Annotated in this window: 21 protein-coding genes; 13 read left to right on the top strand and 8 right to left on the bottom strand. The window is 42.5% G+C overall.

The annotated features are described in order from the left end of the window. The first annotated feature begins 65 nt into the window (after positions 1–65). From GDZ68_RS07305 to tnpC, 10 genes are all read left to right on the top strand, one after another. Positions 66–1,034 carry an aminopeptidase gene (locus tag GDZ68_RS07305; RefSeq protein WP_153721620.1) on the top strand — a complete coding sequence of 323 codons (969 nt, stop codon included), beginning with the start codon at positions 66–68 and terminating at the stop codon, positions 1,032–1,034. An 18-nt stretch (positions 1,035–1,052) separates the two neighbouring features. Continuing rightward, complete coding sequence (locus GDZ68_RS07300) at positions 1,053–2,030, top strand: Bug family tripartite tricarboxylate transporter substrate binding protein (protein ID WP_194841090.1); 978 nt, start codon at positions 1,053–1,055, stop codon at positions 2,028–2,030. Between the two features lie 71 nt (positions 2,031–2,101). Beyond that, the gene (locus tag GDZ68_RS07295) at positions 2,102–2,542 is read left to right on the top strand and encodes a tripartite tricarboxylate transporter TctB family protein (protein ID WP_153721618.1); all 441 of its coding nucleotides are present in this window, start codon (positions 2,102–2,104) and stop codon (positions 2,540–2,542) included. A gap of 29 nt (positions 2,543–2,571) precedes the next feature. Beyond that, on the top strand, positions 2,572–4,083 hold the full coding sequence (locus GDZ68_RS07290) for a tripartite tricarboxylate transporter permease (protein WP_153721617.1): 1,512 nt from the start codon (positions 2,572–2,574) through the stop codon (positions 4,081–4,083). A 49-nt stretch (positions 4,084–4,132) separates the two neighbouring features. Beyond that, complete coding sequence (locus GDZ68_RS07285; protein WP_153721616.1) at positions 4,133–4,789, top strand: GntR family transcriptional regulator; 657 nt, start codon at positions 4,133–4,135, stop codon at positions 4,787–4,789. A 69-nt stretch (positions 4,790–4,858) separates the two neighbouring features. Next, complete coding sequence (locus GDZ68_RS07280; RefSeq protein WP_153721615.1) at positions 4,859–5,620, top strand: polyphenol oxidase family protein; 762 nt, start codon at positions 4,859–4,861, stop codon at positions 5,618–5,620. A 145-nt stretch (positions 5,621–5,765) separates the two neighbouring features. Further along, positions 5,766–5,921: a hypothetical protein gene (locus GDZ68_RS18065; RefSeq protein ID WP_194841089.1), complete on the top strand. Its 156-nt coding sequence runs from the start codon at positions 5,766–5,768 to the stop codon at positions 5,919–5,921. Positions 5,922–6,134: 213 nt separating this feature from the next. Beyond that, a complete protein-coding gene (gene tnpA / locus GDZ68_RS07275) occupies positions 6,135–6,482 on the top strand; it encodes an IS66 family insertion sequence element accessory protein TnpA (RefSeq protein ID WP_153721614.1) in 348 nt (115 codons plus the stop codon). Next, positions 6,472–6,831, top strand: coding sequence for an IS66 family insertion sequence element accessory protein TnpB (gene tnpB, locus GDZ68_RS07270; RefSeq protein WP_153721613.1), 360 nt, complete (start codon positions 6,472–6,474; stop codon positions 6,829–6,831). The genes tnpA and tnpB overlap by 11 nt, the downstream gene beginning before the upstream one ends. Before the next feature lie 52 nt (positions 6,832–6,883). Beyond that, the gene (tnpC, locus tag GDZ68_RS07265) at positions 6,884–8,470 is read left to right on the top strand and encodes an IS66 family transposase (RefSeq protein ID WP_153721612.1); all 1,587 of its coding nucleotides are present in this window, start codon (positions 6,884–6,886) and stop codon (positions 8,468–8,470) included. A 94-nt stretch (positions 8,471–8,564) separates the two neighbouring features. Here the strand turns inward: tnpC and GDZ68_RS07260 are convergent, their stop codons facing one another. From GDZ68_RS07260 to GDZ68_RS07235, 6 genes are all read right to left on the bottom strand, one after another. Beyond that, positions 8,565–8,765 carry a hypothetical protein gene (locus GDZ68_RS07260; RefSeq protein ID WP_153721611.1) on the bottom strand — a complete coding sequence of 67 codons (201 nt, stop codon included), beginning with the start codon at positions 8,763–8,765 and terminating at the stop codon, positions 8,565–8,567. Positions 8,766–8,773: 8 nt separating this feature from the next. Beyond that, the gene (locus tag GDZ68_RS07255) at positions 8,774–10,099 is read right to left on the bottom strand and encodes a DUF4179 domain-containing protein (RefSeq protein ID WP_153721610.1); all 1,326 of its coding nucleotides are present in this window, start codon (positions 10,097–10,099) and stop codon (positions 8,774–8,776) included. Next, on the bottom strand, positions 10,092–10,616 hold the full coding sequence (locus GDZ68_RS07250) for a sigma-70 family RNA polymerase sigma factor (RefSeq protein WP_153721609.1): 525 nt from the start codon (positions 10,614–10,616) through the stop codon (positions 10,092–10,094). Before GDZ68_RS07250 ends, GDZ68_RS07255 begins: the two co-directional genes overlap by 8 nt. A 114-nt stretch (positions 10,617–10,730) precedes the next feature. After that, a complete protein-coding gene (locus tag GDZ68_RS07245; protein WP_153721608.1) occupies positions 10,731–12,146 on the bottom strand; it encodes a VWA domain-containing protein in 1,416 nt (471 codons plus the stop codon). Between the two features lie 150 nt (positions 12,147–12,296). Beyond that, entirely contained in the window at positions 12,297–14,291 is a 1,995-nt protein-coding gene (locus tag GDZ68_RS07240; protein ID WP_153721607.1) for a methyl-accepting chemotaxis protein, read from the bottom strand. A 162-nt stretch (positions 14,292–14,453) separates the two neighbouring features. Further along, positions 14,454–14,783, bottom strand: a complete 330-nt coding sequence (locus GDZ68_RS07235; RefSeq protein WP_153721606.1) for a DUF378 domain-containing protein — start codon at positions 14,781–14,783, stop codon at positions 14,454–14,456. Between the two features lie 163 nt (positions 14,784–14,946). Here GDZ68_RS07235 and GDZ68_RS07230 point away from each other — a divergent pair, with 163 nt between their 5' ends. Continuing rightward, positions 14,947–15,861, top strand: a complete 915-nt coding sequence (locus GDZ68_RS07230) for a patatin-like phospholipase family protein (protein ID WP_153721605.1) — start codon at positions 14,947–14,949, stop codon at positions 15,859–15,861. Positions 15,862–15,936: 75 nt separating this feature from the next. Continuing rightward, positions 15,937–16,089, top strand: coding sequence for a hypothetical protein (locus GDZ68_RS07225; RefSeq protein WP_153721604.1), 153 nt, complete (start codon positions 15,937–15,939; stop codon positions 16,087–16,089). 31 nt (positions 16,090–16,120) lie between these two features. Here the strand turns inward: GDZ68_RS07225 and GDZ68_RS07220 are convergent, their stop codons facing one another. After that, positions 16,121–16,348, bottom strand: coding sequence for a group-specific protein (locus GDZ68_RS07220; protein ID WP_153721603.1), 228 nt, complete (start codon positions 16,346–16,348; stop codon positions 16,121–16,123). A 347-nt stretch (positions 16,349–16,695) separates the two neighbouring features. Here GDZ68_RS07220 and abc-f point away from each other — a divergent pair, with 347 nt between their 5' ends. Continuing rightward, complete coding sequence (gene abc-f / locus GDZ68_RS07215; RefSeq protein ID WP_153721602.1) at positions 16,696–18,246, top strand: ribosomal protection-like ABC-F family protein; 1,551 nt, start codon at positions 16,696–16,698, stop codon at positions 18,244–18,246. A 15-nt stretch (positions 18,247–18,261) separates the two neighbouring features. Here the strand turns inward: abc-f and splB are convergent, their stop codons facing one another. Continuing rightward, complete coding sequence (gene splB / locus GDZ68_RS07210) at positions 18,262–19,290, bottom strand: spore photoproduct lyase (RefSeq protein ID WP_153721601.1); 1,029 nt, start codon at positions 19,288–19,290, stop codon at positions 18,262–18,264. Positions 19,291–19,505 lie beyond the last annotated feature (215 nt).

Genomic DNA, 19,505 nt, shown 5'->3' with positions numbered 1-19,505 from the left:
TTGTCGAATTGATAATTGATAATAGTCTAAAGAAACAAATACTATAGAATATGGAGTTGGTTATTTTGAAAAGTATGTTAATGTCTAAGGGTGCAAAACAAGTCGTCGAAGTCTGTGCAAATATTAAGGAAAATGAAAGCGTTGTCATCATTACGGAACCAAAGACCATGTCAATAGCAGAAAGTATCGCGTCCGCCGTTACAGCAGTTGGGGCAGAGCCAACAATCTCTATTATTATGCCGAGAACGTCAGACAGTAGCGAACCACCAGCAACTGTTGCTGCTGCAATGAAAGAAAGCGATGTATTTATCAGTGCGGTATTTACTTCAATCACTCATACTTATGCAGTTAAAAATGCAGTTGAAAATGGTTCTAGAGGAATCATGTTGACACAATTTGAAGATCATATGCTGATTGATAGTGGAGTTCTTGCAGACTTCCCAAAAGCAGCTCCGACTTGTGAAGCAGTAGGAAGAGCTTTGGAAAATGCAAAAGAAATTCATTTGACTACTACTCATGGAACTGATTTAAAGATGTCTGCAACTGGCCGTAAGAGCAACTCGATGACTGGAATGGTAAAGAGCGGACAATTTGCGCCTGTACCAACTATTGAAGCCAACGTATCTCCATTAGAAGGATCTGCAAATGGAAAGATTGTTGCTAACGCAAGTATTCCCTACATTGGAATCGGCATCTTGAAAGAACAAGTCGTTTGTACCGTAGAAGATGGCATGATCACTAATATTGAAGGCGGCTTTGAAGCGCATATACTGGCTGACAACTTAGCCTCTAAAAATGATCCGAATGTCTATAACATTGCAGAAATTGGGGTAGGATTAAATCCACGTTGTAAATTTAACGGTCTGATGCTTGAAGATGAAGGGGTATTCGGATCGGTTCATATCGGAATTGGTTCAAGTATTACACTTGGCGGAACAGTTAAAGCGGCATGTCACTATGATTTGATCATGACTGAAACAACACTCGTTGCGGATGGTGTAACTATTATAGAAAACGGCAACGTTCTCTTATAAAACCAGGGAGGTATGAATATGAAAAGGTTTCTGACTCTATCAATCGTATTGGCAGTTGCTATAATGACTGCAGCGTGCTCAGACAGCACGAGTGGTAAAGCAAGCAGTAACGATAAATACCCTGCTAAAACACTAAATGTTGTAATACCTTTTGGCCCCGGTGGCGGTACAGATTTATACCTGAGAAAAATTATGGAAATCATGCAAAAAGAAGATATTTATACAGAAAGTATTAAGATTGAAAACCGTGAAGGTGGTAGTGGTGCAGTTGGTTGGGGGTTCTTGGAGACCAAAAAAGGTGATCCTTACTTTGTAGGTCCAACAAGTGGAAGCTTCTTTACTACCCCTCTAGTTTCTGAAACTGCTTTCAGTTACGATTCTTTTACACCAATTGCGTTAATGGGCGCTGATGACTTATTCTTCCTAGTTAAAGGTGAGTCTAAATATGATTCTCTGGAGGACTTTATTGAAGCAGCAAAAAGTGGCAAGAAGATGAAAATTGGCGGAGTTGGACAAGTTAGTGATGAAATGATTGTTCCTAATCTTTTTGCTACAGAAGCAGGTTTTGATTTTGACTACGTTCCTTTTCAAGGAGCCGGCGAACTTACTAGTGCATTATTATCCGATAGTTTAGATGCTATTGTTGGTAATCCCGCTCGTTCAATGGGACAAATTGAAGGCGATCTTATGAAGCCGTTAGCTTTTTCAGGAATTGAGAGATTAAAGCAATTGGAAGACGTGCCTACTTTTACCGAACTAGGATACGACGTGAATATTTCACAACCGCGCGGCGTAGTTCTTCCTGCTGATGTTGATGATGAAGTAAAAGACTGGTGGATTGAAGCCATGAAAAAGGTAGCAGAGACGGACGAGTGGAAAAAATACATTCTAGAAAACGGGATGTCTGATTATATACTATATGGCGATGATTTCTCAGAGTTCCTTGAAGAAACTAACACGAAATTTAAAGATTCATTAGAGTCAGCGAACCAATAATTATTATAGAAACTCTGTCTTTTTGAAACAGAAGACAGAGTTTTCTTATCAGGAAAGGAGTCCAGCTTGAAATGAAAAATATATTTACGATCTTTTTATTAGTTGTTTCCTGCTTCTACTTATCCATAGCCTTTACGTTTAAATTCTTTTCAAATGATATACCCGGAAGTGGTTTTTTTCCTATCGTAATCGGCATAACACTTATTATTTTAATCGCATTTGATTTAATCAAGAATTATAAAGGTAATCGTGAAGAAAAGATTTCCCTCTTACACATTTCTATTTTCTTCAAGTTATTAATTGTTACAACTGTTTACATAGCTATTTTTAATATTTTAGGGGCATTGCTGTCCACTATATTGTTTATGTTCGTAGTTCTTCTGTTATTTAATGAAAATAAGTTGAAGCAAAATATAATACTGGGACTCACAATTCCACTTTCAATCTTTATTTTATTTGAATTTCTTTTAAAAACAGGATTGCCTCAAGGCTTCTTTGAAAATATCTTTTAAATTCATACTCTCTTGTTAGGAGTGATATCATGCAAGAAATAATCACTAATCTGATTCAAGGTTTTTCTGTTGTATTGACACCGATGAATATGCTGCTTCTCATTGTAGGCGCTTTCATTGGAATGATTGTTGGTATTATTCCTGGTTTTGGGGCTTCAGCTGGAATAGCCATTTTATTACCTCTGACGCTCACCTTGGACCCAACTTCAGCTATTATTATGCTGGCAGGTATTTATTATGGTTCACAATACGGCGGTGCTACAACCTCCATATTAATTAATACTCCTGGGGATTCTGCAGCTGTAGCAAGTACATTTGATGGTTATCCCATGACGCTTCAAGGAAAAGCCGGAAAGGCATTAATTGTACAGGCAATCGCATCCTTTGTAGGTGGTACAATTGGCGTTATACTAATTTTCACTCTAGCACCCACATTCGCTAAAGTAGCTCTCAAATTTGGTCCACCTGAATATTTCATGTTGATGATCATGGGGTTACTCACCCTAATTTGGATGACTGATGACAGCAAATTGAAAGGTTTTATCTCGGCGTTAATTGGACTTGCAGTAGCAACCGTCGGAGTGGATGTTATCACAGGAACCCCAAGATACACATTTGGTTCACCTGAGCTAATCAGTGGTGTCAGTTTTATTCCTGTTACAATAGGGTTATTTGGAATTGGAGAGTTATTATTCAGAGTATACTCTGGATCCCATAAAGATGGAAAGTTAGAAAACTTAGATCTTTCTTTAAGAAGCAAGGAAAACTGGCCTTCTTGGAAAGAATTGATGAAAGCAAAGTTCACATTTTTAAGAGGTTCTATAATTGGTTTTGTAACCGGAGTGTTGCCTGGTGCAGGTGCAACAATTGCCTCTTTCTTCTCTTATTCAATTGAAAAGAAAGTATCAAAAGAACCTGAGAAATTTGGTAAAGGACATTTGCCTGGTTTAATCGCGCCAGAGACTGCGAATAATGGTGCTACATCTGGAGCTATGGTGCCATTAATGACTTTAGGTATCCCAGGTTCCGCATCAACTGCCATTCTTTTAGGAGCGTTCTTAATGTACGGTTTACAGCCTGGTCCTTTACTAATGATTGAAAGACCAGACTTTGCTTGGGGTATTATCTCAAGTATGTATTTTGGAAACGCAATTTTACTTCTGATCAATATAGTTGCTATACCATTCTTTTTGATGATTGTTAAATTGCCATATCGATTTCTCATACCTGTAATAATCTCTTTATGCTTAATTGGGACTTACAGCTTAAATCATAGTATAATCGAAATATGGATATTACTAATATTCGGTGTCATAGGGTTTTTCATGAAATTATATGGCTACTCTCCTGCTGCCCTTGTTTTAGCTTTAGTGCTAGGCCCATTAGCTGAAAATACGTTAAGACAGTCTTTAATCATGTCTGAGTCTGGACTTGGTATTTTTATCACTAGACCTGTTTCTTTATTATTTTTAGTACTCATAGCACTTATTGTTTTCTACCCTGTTTTTAAGCGCATTTTCATGAAAACACAAAAAGCTTAAACACGTTGTTTCATGAATCTACGACTAAAGCAAATGAAAGGAATATTATATGAGCATTGAAAATATTAAAACTGTTGGACGTCAGCCCTTAAATGTCATGGTTTATGAGAACATTAAAGTAGCTATTGTCGAAGGAGACATAGCACCGGGAACACGACTCACAGAAACCAAAGTAAGCGAGCAATTAGGCGTCAGCACCACTCCAGTACGCGAAGCTTTCAGGAGACTTGCTTCTGAAGGTTTGGTCAAGATCATACCTTGGAGAGGTGCGATTGTACAAGAGTTCACTACAAAGCAGTTAGCTAATGTGTATACATGCAGAGAGTCTTTGGAAGCTTTGGCAGTCGACTTGGCTATTGATAATATGGATGACAACGGGATAAGTGAACTCTATAATTTTGTAGAGCGCTCAGTAGAGACCACTTCTTCTTCTGAATACTTTGAACTCAGCTCTGCGATACACAATACCATCTTGAGATATGCCGATAATGACACGCTAAGCAATCTGCTTGTACAGTTGAACGACGTCATCTATCATAATAGAAATATATCTTCTTTTAACGATGAAAGAAGAAACGAAATCTATAAAGAACATATGGAGATTGTAAAAGCTATTGAAGAAAAGGATAAAATACAAGCAAAACTTGCGATGCAGTCTCACGTCAGAAATGGTTTCAATTATATTCAGAATCACTTAGCTAAATAAGTTTAATATAAGACGACTTCTAACTAGTCGTCTTTTTACTATTACTACGAATAAAGGAGTTGCTGGTCTATGAAAATAAACACCTACATTGAAAATGAAAGACTGCTGACAGGCATGACGATGAAAGACAAGGCTGAACCCGAAAACGGCAACATGGCACTCCACGCCTGTGAATCTGCAGATCATGTCCGCAGCAACCGACAGCAGCTGGCGGGATTCCTTGGATGTTCGCCTGCTGATTTCGTCTTCGCCAATCAAACACATAGCGCGAATTTTCATCGTGTGACAGAAGGCGACCGGGGACGCGGAGCGGATGACCGGGAAACCGCCATCCCGGAGACGGATGCGCTGTATACATTTGATTCGGGTATTGTCCTGTGCACTCTGACAGCAGATTGTGTGCCTGTTATTTTTTACAGCGATGAAAATTCGTTGACCGGGGTTATTCATTCCGGCTGGCAAGGAACAGTGAAGGAAATTACGCTGAAATTATTCCGTCATTTGCAGCTGGAGGAACAATGCGATCCTCGGCGTATACACGTGCAGATCGGTGCGGCGCTCAGTCAGGAAAAGTTCGAAGTCGATGAAGATGTCTATATAAAATTCCATGATCTCGGCTATGCAGATGAATTTATAGAATATAATGCAACGACAAATAAATACCATATTGATAATCAGCTGACGGTGCAAAAGCAGTGTGAACTGGCCGGAATTCCTGCTGAGAACATAACAATTGACCGCACCTGCACATTCCAGAGTGCTGAAGGTTTTTCTTATCGTGAGGATAGGAAAGCGGGACGTCATGTGAGTTTTATTCAGAGAAAAGCATGAAAAAACAGCGTTGTTTCCGGGAGAGAAATCTCATTCCGGAACAGCCCTGTTTTCATCTAGTTGAATTAAAGCAGCAAAAGCGCCAAAGTTTGCCGGCACCGAACCAAACTCCCTGACGAACGAACCAAAACAGCGAGTGAGTAAAATGGAAAAGAAAAAGTACACGGTGGCAGGTACCGATATCGAGGAAGTGAAACGGCTGAATGCGGAATCAGGGCCGTCTTATAATGAAATCAACGAGATGCTCACCCGGCAGATCATAGAAAAAGAAAAGAACAGCCAGGTAAAACGCCTGAAGTGAATGACTGTAGGCTGCCCGAAAGTCAGTGATATACGGCTTTCGGGCAGCTTTACTTTGTTCTGATTAGCGAATGTTGGGAAAGGTGCGGTGAACGACTGTTTTGGTTCGTTCAATTAACGGTTTGGTGGTAAGCGTCAAAGTAAACACACATTTCTCTCTGTCCTTTTTCATGAGATGCTAGTTTTAGCTTAAAAATGAAAGGAAGTTGAGAATATGAAACCAACGACTGAAGAGCCTTCGGCTTTTCTCAGCGAAATAGATCAAGAATGGATTCGAATCATCGAGGACTGGCGGCACAGCGGGGAAACGATAGCGGAGTGGGTCAGAAAACAGGATCAGTTTTCGTATGATCAATTCATGAATGCACGTAAGCGGCTATTTCCTGAAGACATTAAAAGAAGTGATTTTGTAGAACAGGAAATTACTTGGTCCTCTGTGGCTGTGACGCTTCCTCCCTCCACCATCGATCTCCACCTTCGCGAATATAAATTGGTGATTGGTAGCGGCTTTGATCAAGAGTTACTACGAGAACTTTTGGAGGTGCTGAACGATGCGGATTAATCTGGACGGCATCAAAGGAATCTACCTTGCCCATGGGGCAACCGATATGCGGCTTTCTATAGACGGATTATCGGCGAAAGTGCAGGAAACCTTTCAGATGGATCCCTGTACATCTAATCTATTTATTTTTTGTAACAGAGACCGGGATCGAGTCAAGATTCTACATTGGGACTATAACGGATTCTGGTTGTATTATCGACGGTTAGAGACCGGGCGTTTTCATTGGCCTGACGGCCACGGCGAAGAGGCCACTTCCGTCAGCCCACGTCAGCTACGATGGATGCTGGATGGACTGACGATAGAAGACGGGAAAGTCTTTCCTCGGGTAATGGGAACGAAAGTTGTATAAAAAGTTGTAAAATAAAGAAGGAATTTGGCTGGTTTTGACGAATTCCTATCTTATGAAAAATTTACAGAACACCTCATCCCAGACAACTGAACAGAATGAACGCGTCATCGTGCTAGAACAGGAAGTCGCTAGACTCTCTGCTCTGGTCTCTTGGTATGAGGAGCAGTTCCGCCTCAAGAAAAAGCAGGAGTTCGGTCGTTCCAGCGAAAAGTCCCCCAGCGGACAACTGGAACTCGAGCTTTTCAACGAGGCAGAAAACCTAGTGGATTCCTGTCAGGAAACAGTGGATATAGACACAACAGATCCTTCTGAAAAAGAGAAGAAGCCCCGGGAAAGACGACTGACCTTCTCGGCGGATCTGCCCATAGAGAGTGTGACGTACAGCTTGCCCCCTGAGGAGCAGGCTTGTTTGGATTGCGGACATATGATGCATCTCATGAAGAAAGACATTCGGCGAGAACTCGTGGTGATTCCTGCCCGCGTAAAAGTAGTGGAACATGAACGAGAAGTATACGCTTGCAGACATTGCGACCAAGAGGGTATCCGAACGCCGATCGTTTCTGCACCGATGCCGAATCCTGTTCTCCCGAAAAGCATGGCTTCCCCTTCCATTCTGGCCTTCCTGATTTGCCAGAAATACCTGTTCGGATTGCCGCTTTACCGATTGGAAGAAGTGTTTCAGCAGGCAGGAGCACCGGTTTCCAGGCAGACCCTTTCCAACTGGTTGCTCCAGGTATCTGAGAAGTGGATCCTGCCACTCTACGAAAGGATGCATGACCTGCTTCTGTCAGCAGACAGACTCCATGCGGATGAAACAGGGGTGCAGGTATTGCGGGAAAAAGGACGCAGTCCTTCCTCTTCTTCTTATATGTGGCTATACCGCACAGGTCAATACGAGAAGCCGTGCGTGTTATATGAGTATCAGCCGAGCCGTGCGTCTGACCACCCCGTACACTTTCTGAAAGGCTTCCAGGGTACGCTGCACGTCGATGGATATCCAGGGTATCAAAAGCTGGAGGGCGTTCTGCTTTCTGGCTGTTGGGCTCATCTTCGAAGGAAGTTTAATGAGACATCACATGCTATCCCCAAAAAATCGGAGAGAAGGCGTACACTGACTGATGAGGCGTTACGCCGGATAGGCGAAATATATGGGATAGAATCTACTCTCAAAACGTGCACTCCTGACGAACGGCTCCAAATTCGCAAGGAAAAAAGCGCGCCACTTGTGGAGGCTTTTTTCTCATGGGTAAAAACCGTTCGTACACAAGTGCTCCCGAAGAGTAAATTGGGAGAAGCTTTGACCTATGCGGTGAATCAAGAGGCGAAACTGTGGTCTCCTTTTCGTGACGGCCACCTGGAAATTGATAATAACCGAGCGGAAAGAAGCATTAAACCGTTTGTGATCGGTCGTAAGAATTGGCTATTTTCCAATACTCCAAGGGGCGCTACAGCCAGCGCAAGATTCTATAGCCTGGTCATTACTGCGAAAGAGAATCAGTTACACGTACCGAATTATTTAACGTATGTTTTGCAGACCTTGCCAAACATTGTGATATCTGATGCGGATCAAGTAGAGAAACTACTGCCTTGGTCTACAGAATTACCGGAAAACTGTTACCAACAATTTGTTACGAAGTAACAAATTACTTTACAAGGATACACGGGGCCACACCTTCTATATAGGTGTGGTTTTTTTGACGCTTACAAAACAGCCGTCAGCCGCACGTTCAATCTTATCCTGCAAAGCTCCAATTGCTCTCTATGAGCGCACGAAGCAACTCCATGATCAAATTCGAAAGCTCCATGATCAAATTCGAAAGCTCCATGATCACGTGAAGGACCGCCATGATCACCAGAGGAAAGTTAATGAGCACGAGCATATTTTTATGAGCGCACGCACCAAGTTCATGATCACCAGCGGCATTCCGCAGCATCCCCGACCCTACTTCAGCTCCAACTTCACATCGCCTTCCAGGTAATTTGGATAGGCAGACAGCTCCAGCTTCAGCGGATTTTGGTGATCAGTCGGACTGAAGCTGATATTCCAGTGATCGAAACCGTCTATTGTATACATCCCGGTGGATGTTTTGTTCACTTCTTTTCCTGCCGAATCTGTTATTGAGCTGAATAAATCATAATGCACGCCGTTCTCCCCTTTGCTTGGCATCCGGAGTTCCACATGATATTTATCTGATTCCACCAGCTCGATTTTCTGATCGGCCGGCTGATTGAGCCACTCTCCTGTTTCGGTGTTAATTTCCGCAACTGCATCTTCCTGCCTGACTGCCTGCACTTTGTTCATGCGTAAATAAAGCTTTTTCGGCTGGTTGAAGTAATTACTTTGCAGGAAATATGTTCGTCTGCTGTCGTCCACTTCACCAAAAGCCGTGGTGCCGTTTTTGATAGAACTCCAAACTTCTCCTTTTTCGTCTTCCAGCCTCATATCTTCAAAATTAAGGATTTTCATGCGATTAGATGGATCAAGCACAATCTTTACTCCCACCCGCAGCGGCGAAATGGTGACAGTTTCCACTGTAAACTTTTGTGAATCAATTTCGACTTCTTGATTCAATGTATATACTTCGCTGGATTTTATTTTCTCCGGGACAGTAAACGGCACAGAAAACGCCGTACCCTCTCCACTCACCAGCGCCTCCACTTTCAAATCGAATGAAAGATTTTGCGATAGATAGGGATCTACAAAATGAAAATCTATACGATCTGTATACTTTCGGTCCTTTTCATCCTCTTCCTGCGGCGAACCGTATGAAACACTTCCTTCCGGCATGCCTCCTTCCATTTCTAAATCGACAGTTTCTATCCTTATACGTTCCAGCAACTGCTCCGAATCAATCGTATAGAACACATTCATTCCTGATTCATCCAAAATGACTCCGTCGATTGTAAGTGTCAGATCGCCGATTGTTTGCGAAGCTCCGATCTGCTGATAATAATCATTTTGAAACGCTGCATCGAGACCTTTGTCCATTGAGATGAGTTCAACGAATTTCTCCATTCCTGGAATGGAAGCCACCGCATTCGCAAACGCAGGAGAAACACGGATCGAAGTAACAAACGTCAAAAGCAGCAGCGCAACAACCGCGACAGTGCCATAGAACCGCTTGCGTCTTTTCCGTACCTGCCGAGTTTCCCGCTTCGCCCGCTCCATTCCTTCACGAATTGCCTGATCAGCTTCAGTCAAAGGCAGGGGGCGACTGTCCAATTGCTCTTTCAACTTCTTCAACTTTTCCTCTTCCTTCTCATACATGTCCGGTTCCCCCCTTCTCTTCAAAATAAGATCGTAGTGTCCGCAAAATTTTATGCAGCCGCGATTTCACTGTTCCTTCCGGGATATTCTCCAGCTGTGCGATATCTTTGATTTTTACTTCCTGAAAATATTTCAAATAAATTAACTGCTGCTCTTCATTTGATAATCCAGCCAGCGCCTCCTGCATTTCGAGGTGTGAGACATCTTCTTTTCCTGCTGCATATATACCGGCGTTATCCGATGTAAATCGCTTATTATTTTTCAATTGATCCTGGCAATAGTTCATCATGATGCGGATCAGCCACGTTTTGACAAAAGCCGGATTTTTTACTGTGTGAATCTTTTTATAAGCACGGTATGTCACTTCTTGCAGCGCCTCCAGAGCGTCATGCTCATTCCGCAAGAATGCAAGAGCCGTCCGCAGAAGGTCTTCTTTATACAACTGCATCAGTGCGAGAAAGGCTTCATCATCGCCTGCAATCGCTCTTACTTGTATCTCTCTGTCTGTTGTTTCCATTCAGTCCCACCCCCGCTTCTTATACATTAGACTGCGCAAACCTGAAAAAGTTCAACTGTTTTTGAAATTAATAAGGACCCCGGTCATCACCCGAGGTCCCGTTGACATCTAATTTTATTCCAATACCCCAGACCACTCTTCCTTCCACTCATTCACTGCCTCATCAATTTCTTCTTTTGCCGCTTCAGCTTCATCATTTTTCTGGTTTTTCAGTTCTTCAAAATGTGTATTTCGCATCTCTTGCTGCTGCTTTGCTGTTTCAATTACTTCATCCGCTGCTTCATCGCTGATATACCCTTCATTGCGCAGGAAAGAGGCAGCATCTGTAATTCTTTGGCTTTCGCGCGTCGCAAGATTGGTCAGCCGGCCATATAAATCAATCAGCTCTTCCATTTTCCAGACAGAGTCCTGCAGTTTCACACCCTGCTGGGTAATCACTTGCATACGGCTGGGCTGCCATTTATGGATCAGCACTTCTTCAAATTCTGATTGGTTTCGAACCGTCGCATATTGACCGCCCCCTGCCTCCGCCACTTGCTTAAGCTGGTTTTGGCCTTCATCATCAACGTCAAAACCGATAATGTTGACCTTGGCTTCAATTTGACTGTCATGCAGCCGCTTCGCTGCTTTCATCGGATCGCCGCCGCAAGTTTCTACGCCGTCACTGACGATGTAGATGATATTACGGTACTGTTCTCGATCATAATCAGACAAGTACTCGCGCGCTTTTTCCATAGCACCTGCCAATGGCGTCCATCCGCTTGCCTGAAATGAATTCAATGCTTCATGAAACGATTCTTCATTATAGGCATTTAACGGATACAGATTATCTATAGATGCACACGACAACTGACGGTCCGCCTCCGTGCCTTTTCCTTTATGACCATAAGCGAATAATGCAATATTCACCGTATCATCCAATCCGCTGGTGAATTGATCAATTGCATCTTTTGCCAGATCCATCATCGTTTCCCCCTGGATTTCGGCTTTCATGCTGCCGCTCGCATCCATCAAGACAACAATATTGGTCTTTTGGGCTTTCGCACGTTTGATTTCATCTTCTCCATCCGGCAGTTCAGGCATGATATAGCCATGATCGAAATCTTTCAGCTGCTCATAGTACTTCTTGTACTGTCCTGAACCAAGTGTATACACCAGATAATTATAGACATGGTCAGCATCTGCTTCCGGATGCTCTTTAAAATAGCCTGGCAAATCATTCTCCACTACACTCTTAAACGTATCTTCATAAAAACGGAGGTAATGAACGAAATTAACCGTCCGCGACGCCTCAATATCAGGATCCATAAATTCTTCCACCAATGTACCCGGAGGCTGTTCCATCAACTCCTCAATGGTTTGTGCAGCAGTTGGAAAATTATCGCCTCCGTTTTCCTCTGTCACTTCTTGATCATCTGTATTTGCAGCAACAGAATCCTGAACCTGCTGATCCTCTGTTTGTTTGGAACAAGCTGCCATCAGTAAGAAACTGCATGTAATAAATAAGAACATGATCTTTCTGCGTGTCATTCCGACCCCTTCCCTTCATAACTATCTGTACTCTATTTACGTTTTGACAGACGAAGAGGTTTCTATGTAGAACTTCCTGACTTTTCCACTACAACTTTCATTACATAGTAAAAAAGGCGCTGACTAGGTCAACGCCTTTCTGAATTTATATTAAATCTTAAACTTTTCAACTGCTTCATTCAGTTCTTCACTGAGCTCGGTCAGTTTCACTGCTGAATCCGTTACTGATTGGGTAGCGCGCAGCTGCTCTTCTGTTGATGCACTCACTTCCTCACACGCTGCTGCTGTTTCCTGAGAAGTTGCAGCCATCATCTGAATGGTTTGTGCCACTTGTTCTTTATATTCTGACACGCTCTGCACTTGACGGAATACATCATCAATTGACTTCTGCATACCGCTCATCATTTTCGAGATGTCTTCAAATATCATTTCTGTATCTTCCACGACACCACTTTGACGATGAAAGTTATCCATTGTCTCTTGCATTTGGGCCGTAACCATTCTGGATTCTTCCTGTAGCTCCAGCACAGTTACCTTGACTTCGTCTGTAGAGCGGGCAGATAGCTCTGCCAAATTTCGTACTTCATCAGCCACTACCGCAAAACCTTTTCCATGCTCTCCTGCGCGGGCAGCTTCAATACTTGCATTTAACGCCAGCAGATTAGTCTGAGAAGAGATGCCGGTTATAGTTTCCATGACACTGCCGATTGCTTTCACCTTATCTCCAAGATTGCCGATTACGCTGAACATAGATTTCAAATCGTCTTCCCAATCTGTGAATGAACCCTGCATCTGCCTCATCTGACTGGAACCTCTCGTGTTCATCACACCGGCTTGCTGGGCCATTTCCGTCATCTGTTGAGAGCGGCTGGCAATTTCATTGATTTGGTCGCCTAATAACTCTGCCTGGGCAGTGACCTCTTCTGCGTCCTCAGCAGATTTTGATGCACCTTTTGCAATTTCATGAACAGCATGAGCCACTTCTGAGCTGGAAGCACTGGTTTCTTCCGCCACAGCACTCATACTCTCTGAATTCATTCTGACATCTTCTGAAGATCGATTGACCACTGTAATGATCTCGTCCATATTCTCGACCATCGTGTTAAATGAATTTCCTAAATCACCGAATTCATCCTTCGACTGATTAACAGAACGGACAGTCAAATCACCTTGTGCGACAGAGGCCATAAGATTTTTCAGCGTGCTTACCGGTCTCAATGTTCTGGACATCAATACGTATAAGAAAGCAGCGATGATGATCAGTGTAAGTACGGTAATCACAATCATGGAGATTCTTAGCTTGGATGCCATTGCGTTCACGTTCTCCGTGTCATAAACCGCACCGATTTTCCAACCCAAATCAGGGAGTGTAGAATAGACCATTAAGTGATCCTTGCCATCTAATACATACTCGAGGATGCCTAGTTTCTTATTTTCCTTATACAGTTCGGCAATGAAAGGAAAATCCATGACGCTTTCCCCTTGAAGAGTGGGGTGTGAAATAGCTGTGCCTGTATTGTCCAGCATAATCGGATAACCATTGAAACCCAAATCGGTTGATTCCAGTTCTGATGTAAATGTGGACAAATCCAGTGTGATACCGATTACCCCGGCAACCTTTCCACCTCTTACAACTGCTTTTGCACCTGTAATAGCCAATTCATTCGTTCCTGCATCTATATATGGATCTGTCCAAAATACTGAATCAGGATCTTTTTCAGCTCCTATGTACCAGCCTCTGCTTGTTGGATCAAATCCTTCTTCCATTTCAATAAACGGAACATGAAGCATATTTTTATCAGGTGTCGCATAATAAATAAAAGTTGTTTGGTCATAGACATCTAAAAAGTCCTGTAATTCTTCATGGAGCGGCTGCTGCGTGGTCGATTTAAACTGAGCGGAAGTACTTTTATACCCTTCGAAGTCTGATGATTTTGCTAACTGATCCAGACCTTTCTCGAATTGCCCTATGTATTTCTCTATCGAACGACTCATTTCATTCACAATCGCTGCACTTGCTTCCACATTGTTTTCAAAGGAATTACTTTGTACAGCCGAACTGCTAAAAACTGTCATTACAGTGGCTCCTAAGAAAAACAGAACCATAGAAGTGGTGATGATTTTTGTTTTAATTGATCTTTTCATGTACTATTCTCCCTATCCGTGTATAATGTTATACAAGTTAGTTATCGGTCAAAGGACTCAAAACTTTAGTTTTTTTCAAATATTTTTAAAAATATTATATTTTAAAAAAGAAAAATCCCCTCTACCTAAAGTAAAGGGGACTGCTGTTATACCATATGATAGTTATTGCTTTTTCTTACTATCATTCTGCTTGGTATCCTTGCGTACGTCGGTAAAGTCCGGCTCATCACCGAATTCTGTGCTGTAATCCATATTTCTGGCTGTGTCCCGGTTTGTTCTAACCGCTTCTTCCGCCTCTTCATCCGGACGGAACAGCAGTGCTATCGCAGCTAAGCCGCTAAGCCCTACTACCGCATAAATAATCTTTGCCAATAGAGTGTTCTGTCCTCCAAAAATAGTGGCTACCAAGTCAAAGCTGAAAAATCCGATCAGTCCCCAGTTAAGAGCACCTATAATGACCAAAGCCAATGCAACCCGCATAAACATACTCATTCCATACACCTCCTCGGCATCACATGATTGAATCCAATGATGAAGATTCTTTCCTATGATTCGCCAATCGGGCGTTTTCATGCATCTTTCATGAGGATTCGGTTCTATTTCATTGTGTGCAGCTCTACAGTAGAAGAAGACTACAAATGAAAGCAGGGATGATGTGCGCATTGACGGAGTGTTCTCAGGCGGCGGATTGAAAGGATTTGCATTAGTCGGGGCTGTACAGGAATTGGAGAGACAGGGTTATCAATTTGAACAAGTAGCCGGAACAAGTGCTGGCGCCATATTGGCCAGTTTTTTAGCGGCCGGTTATACAGCAGATGATATTGGGGAACTCTTAGCAGAAGAAGATTTTCAGTCACTCCTTGATCCCAGAAAAACACTGCTTCCGTTTCCTTTCATGAAATGGGTTTCGCTTTATTGGCGGATGGGACTGTACCAGGGAAAGGCACTGGAAGACTGGTTTTTCGATAAGCTGGCTCGCAAAGGCTGCTATGCATTCGGCGATTTGCCGAGCGGTTCATTAAAGTTAGTCGCTTCTGATCTGACCAATGGCAAAATGATGGTGCTTCCTGATGATTTAGAGCAATACGGTTATGATCCTGACAAATTTTCCATCGCCAAAGCATTGCGCATGAGCTGCGGTATCCCTTACTTTTTCGAACCCGTCCGTCTCGACGCACCGAAAGGCACTATTGTTGTAGACGGCGGCGTGCTCAGTAACTTTCCCATGTGGATTTTTGACGATAGGAAATCAAAAAAGCGTCCGGTGATCGGACTGAAATTAAGCCGGCGCCAAGAAGACATGCCGGGGCGTACCATCCATAACGCGTTACAGCTATTTGAAGCTTTGTTCTCCACCATGAAAAATGCACATGATGAAAAATATATATCCCGTGAGCACGAACAAAATATCATCTTCATTCCCGTCGATGATTACAGCGCCACACAATTTGACATGACAGAGGAGCAAATGGAAGAACTGCTTACGATCGGAAGAAACCGGACAAAACAATTTCTGCGGACTTGGTCCCCCAATCGTTTGCAGTTAGTCAGACAGCAAAATGTCATCTAAATGAAATATTTGACTGATATTCAGTTTATAACCGCTTTGTATCGGGTAAATTGACTTATAAGGAGGGTCGCGATTATGAATAATATAAAAGAGAGTTTCATTCTCAGCCGAGAACTTCAACTTCTGACAGACGAATACAATACTGCACCCGCCGATATCAAAAGCATTATCCTTGAAGATATCAAGCTGCTTACATCAGCAATTGCTTTATTGCTGGGCGAGTTATAATACATTACACCCGGTTGATTTCACTATTTACTCAACCAAGCAGTTTCTCAAGCTGCTGATTCCGCTCCAGTCTTTCTTTTTCCGTTGCCAAATCATATTTTTTCAATAGATGAAACACCTCATTCAATGTCTCCTGTCCCAATGGCCTTCTCAAAAAAATCTCACAGCTTTCCATTAGACTTACCGGTAAATAATCCCGCTGTTCTTGCAGCTTTTTCAGCGTGTCTTCTTGTGAATGATCTATTGTACATCTGCCCATTATCTACACTCCTTTTGCACCATCTTATCACAGTATTTAGACAATTTGAAATAACGCTTGGCCAGTTGAACCTTTGCCAGTCTCAAAAATTTTTATCTTAATTTGACAATTCAGAGATTGCCTACTATACTAATTCTACTATTACAAGATCGGAGTGACGGGTGGACGATGGATAACTAATCTATGGCAAATGAATGAAACGAATATTTTTTCGCTTTCAACACCATAGTATTAGTCTGTACATTTTGCCGCCCGCACAATAATTGTGCGTTTTTTACACATGGCTAATCCTTCTAAACTATTCGTTTAGAGGGATTTTTTTCTTTCTAAACAAAAGGAGAGAGATTATGCAAATCACGGTATCGCATCGTTTATTCGAAGAAAAAAACGTATCCATTAAAAAAGGTGAAGTAATTGGAATTATAGGAAGGAATGGTTGTGGCAAATCTACCTTACTGCATCAACTACACGCAGCAATCAAAACGAGCTCCCTTGTGGAGCAAGAAACACAAAATGAAAAACTGGACTATACATCTGAAGAGTTGGCTCTTCTGAGTGATTGGAGAGTACCTCACTTTGCTTACAGGGAATTAAGCGGAGGCGAGCAATTAAAGATACGGTTAGCCAAGGCTTTAACATCAGGCGCCTCTATTATTTTACTTGATGAACCAACTAATCACTTGGATGAGGCCAGTGTAACAAAATTAATTGAAATAATTACAGCAAGTTCTAAGACTTGGCTCATTGTTTCGCATGACCGCTTCTTTTTAGATCAAATCACGACAACTATCTGGGCAATTACTGATGGTAAAATAGATGTATTGCCTGGTAATTACAGTCATTATGAATCTTGGCGTAAAGCACAGCGCGACAGCCAGGAACACGCATATGCTGTCCAACAAAAAAATATAGCGCATGTCGAACAGCAGATGGACGATTTGAAAAAATGGTCCGCCACTATGCATAAGGAATCTACGGCTTCGCACCATCCAAAAGCAATGGGTGCGAAGGAGTATTACCGCACCAAGGCCAAACGTGCAGATCAGCAAGTGAAATCAAAAAGAAAAAAACTGGAACAGCAGCTGCAGGAACATCGTGTGGAAAAGGTAAGTAAAGAACAAAGCATTCACTTCTCCATTAAAACGGAACAAACAGTGGGCAAACGGATACTGGAGATAAAAAAAGGTGCGGTTTATCCAGTATTACGAGATATCAACCTGGTAGTGACACGCGGCGAAAAAATCGCAATACTCGGTGCCAACGGAGCCGGAAAGTCTACTCTACTGCGTGCGATTTATGCTAGTACTGTGAGCCAGGGAGAACTGTGGCTTTCTGAATCGGCTAATACAGGTTATTTATCTCAATCCGTTTTTGACCTCCCCCTTCAGCAAACTGTTGCCGAATTTTTTTCGTATGAAAACTTTGATGAAGAAGGCCAGATTCGTACACAGCTTATCCTGTTAGGTTTCAGCGATGCTCACTGGCACACATTGATTAATAATTTAAGTATGGGCGAGCGTATTAAACTCAAAATTGCCCAATTTATTTTTGAGGATAGAAATCTGCTGATATTGGATGAACCAACCAATCACCTTGACCTCGCTTCACGTAAGCAGCTGGAAGAAACATTAGCTGCTTATGAAGGCACCATACTATTAGTTTCACATGACCATTTCTTTCGTGAGAAAATCGCAACCAGAAATGTCATAATTAAAAACGGAAGCCTTCATTTACCGAACGCTGTGAACCATACAAATGAAGAACTGCTTGCACTAGAAACAGAAAAACAAGCCGTGTTAGGAAAACTATCCTTTATGACACCGAAAGATCCGCAATATAAGGCTCTGGACAAGCGATTCAATGAATTATTACAACTAATCAAAAATGTGAAGTCCTAACGCTGCAATTAAAGATCAAGTGAAATATTCCAGCTTCGCATTCGGGAAATATTCATCGATATAGCTGTACAGCCTGTCCTTAATCTGATCTTCCTCATCTTTCGGATAAATATACTTACCGATTCCGTATTTTCCCCATTTATACCGGCGCTTTTCTTCATCCAGCTCAAGCTTCGTCTTGGGATAGTTTTTTTCGATGACTTTCTTAGCCGGTTTTGTAAATCGATGCTGAATTAATTCGAAAGTGATGTCATCCCGGGCGTCTTGCGGCAGTTCTTCATCGAGGCGTTCAAATAAATGACGGTAGCCCTCTTCCCAGCCATCATGCAAATAAATGGGTGCTACAATGAAACCAAGCGGATAGCCCGCCCGTGCCACTTTCCCCGCTGCCTCTATTCTTTTATCCAGCGGGGAGGTGCCGGGTTCAAAATTTTTGATAACGTAATCCGCATTGACGCTGAAACGGAAGCGAGTATTGCCATTGTGCTCCGCATCTAATAAATGATCGACAAAATGAAACTTCGTTACGAATCGCAGACGGCCAAGCTCAGTCCGGCCGATATGCTCAATCGTCCGTTTTAATGAATGAGTCAGGTGATCTATGCCCACGATATCGGAAGTGCAAGCCGCTTCAAAACGAGTGATTTCCGGTGCACGCTCTTCAATATACTTGTCGGCAGCCTCTAAAATTTCTTCCACATTCACATACGTCCGGATATACGGCTTGGTCCCCATCGTCGTCTGCAAATAGCAGTAATGGCAATGGCCCATGCAGCCTGTCGCCAGCGGAATGGCATACTCCGCAGACGGTTTGGAAGTATCGAATTTTAATGTCTTTCGGATACCGACGACTAATGTGGACTTGGCAATGCGATATTTCTGGGCATCTGTCTCACCGGGCAGATTACGCACTTGATTGTGTGAAGTCGTATAGCGGATTTCAATGTTCATCGCTTCAAATTTACGTTTCAATTCTTGTCCGAGCGGATATTCCAAGGCATTCGGTTCAAAGTAGACTAACTGCGGAATGAAAGGTTTGTTCATTTCAGCATGATCTCCTCGCATATCTGATTTTCTGTAGTGTGAGCCATTTCAATTAGATTATAAGGAAGACAGCTCATACTTCTGACAATTTAAAACTAGGAACGCCTCAACATAATTGGGACTGCACAAGAATTCAGTTAACTGACTTCTTATGCAGCTCCCTTTTTTATTGTTGACACCACCGTATCAACCGTATATACTGTACATATACAGTT

Source organism: Sporosarcina cascadiensis (assembly GCF_009650995.1).
Taxonomy (GTDB): domain Bacteria; phylum Bacillota; class Bacilli; order Bacillales_A; family Planococcaceae; genus Sporosarcina; species Sporosarcina cascadiensis.
Note: the sequence above shows the minus strand (reverse complement) of the source record. Positions and strands in the feature narration are given on the sequence as shown.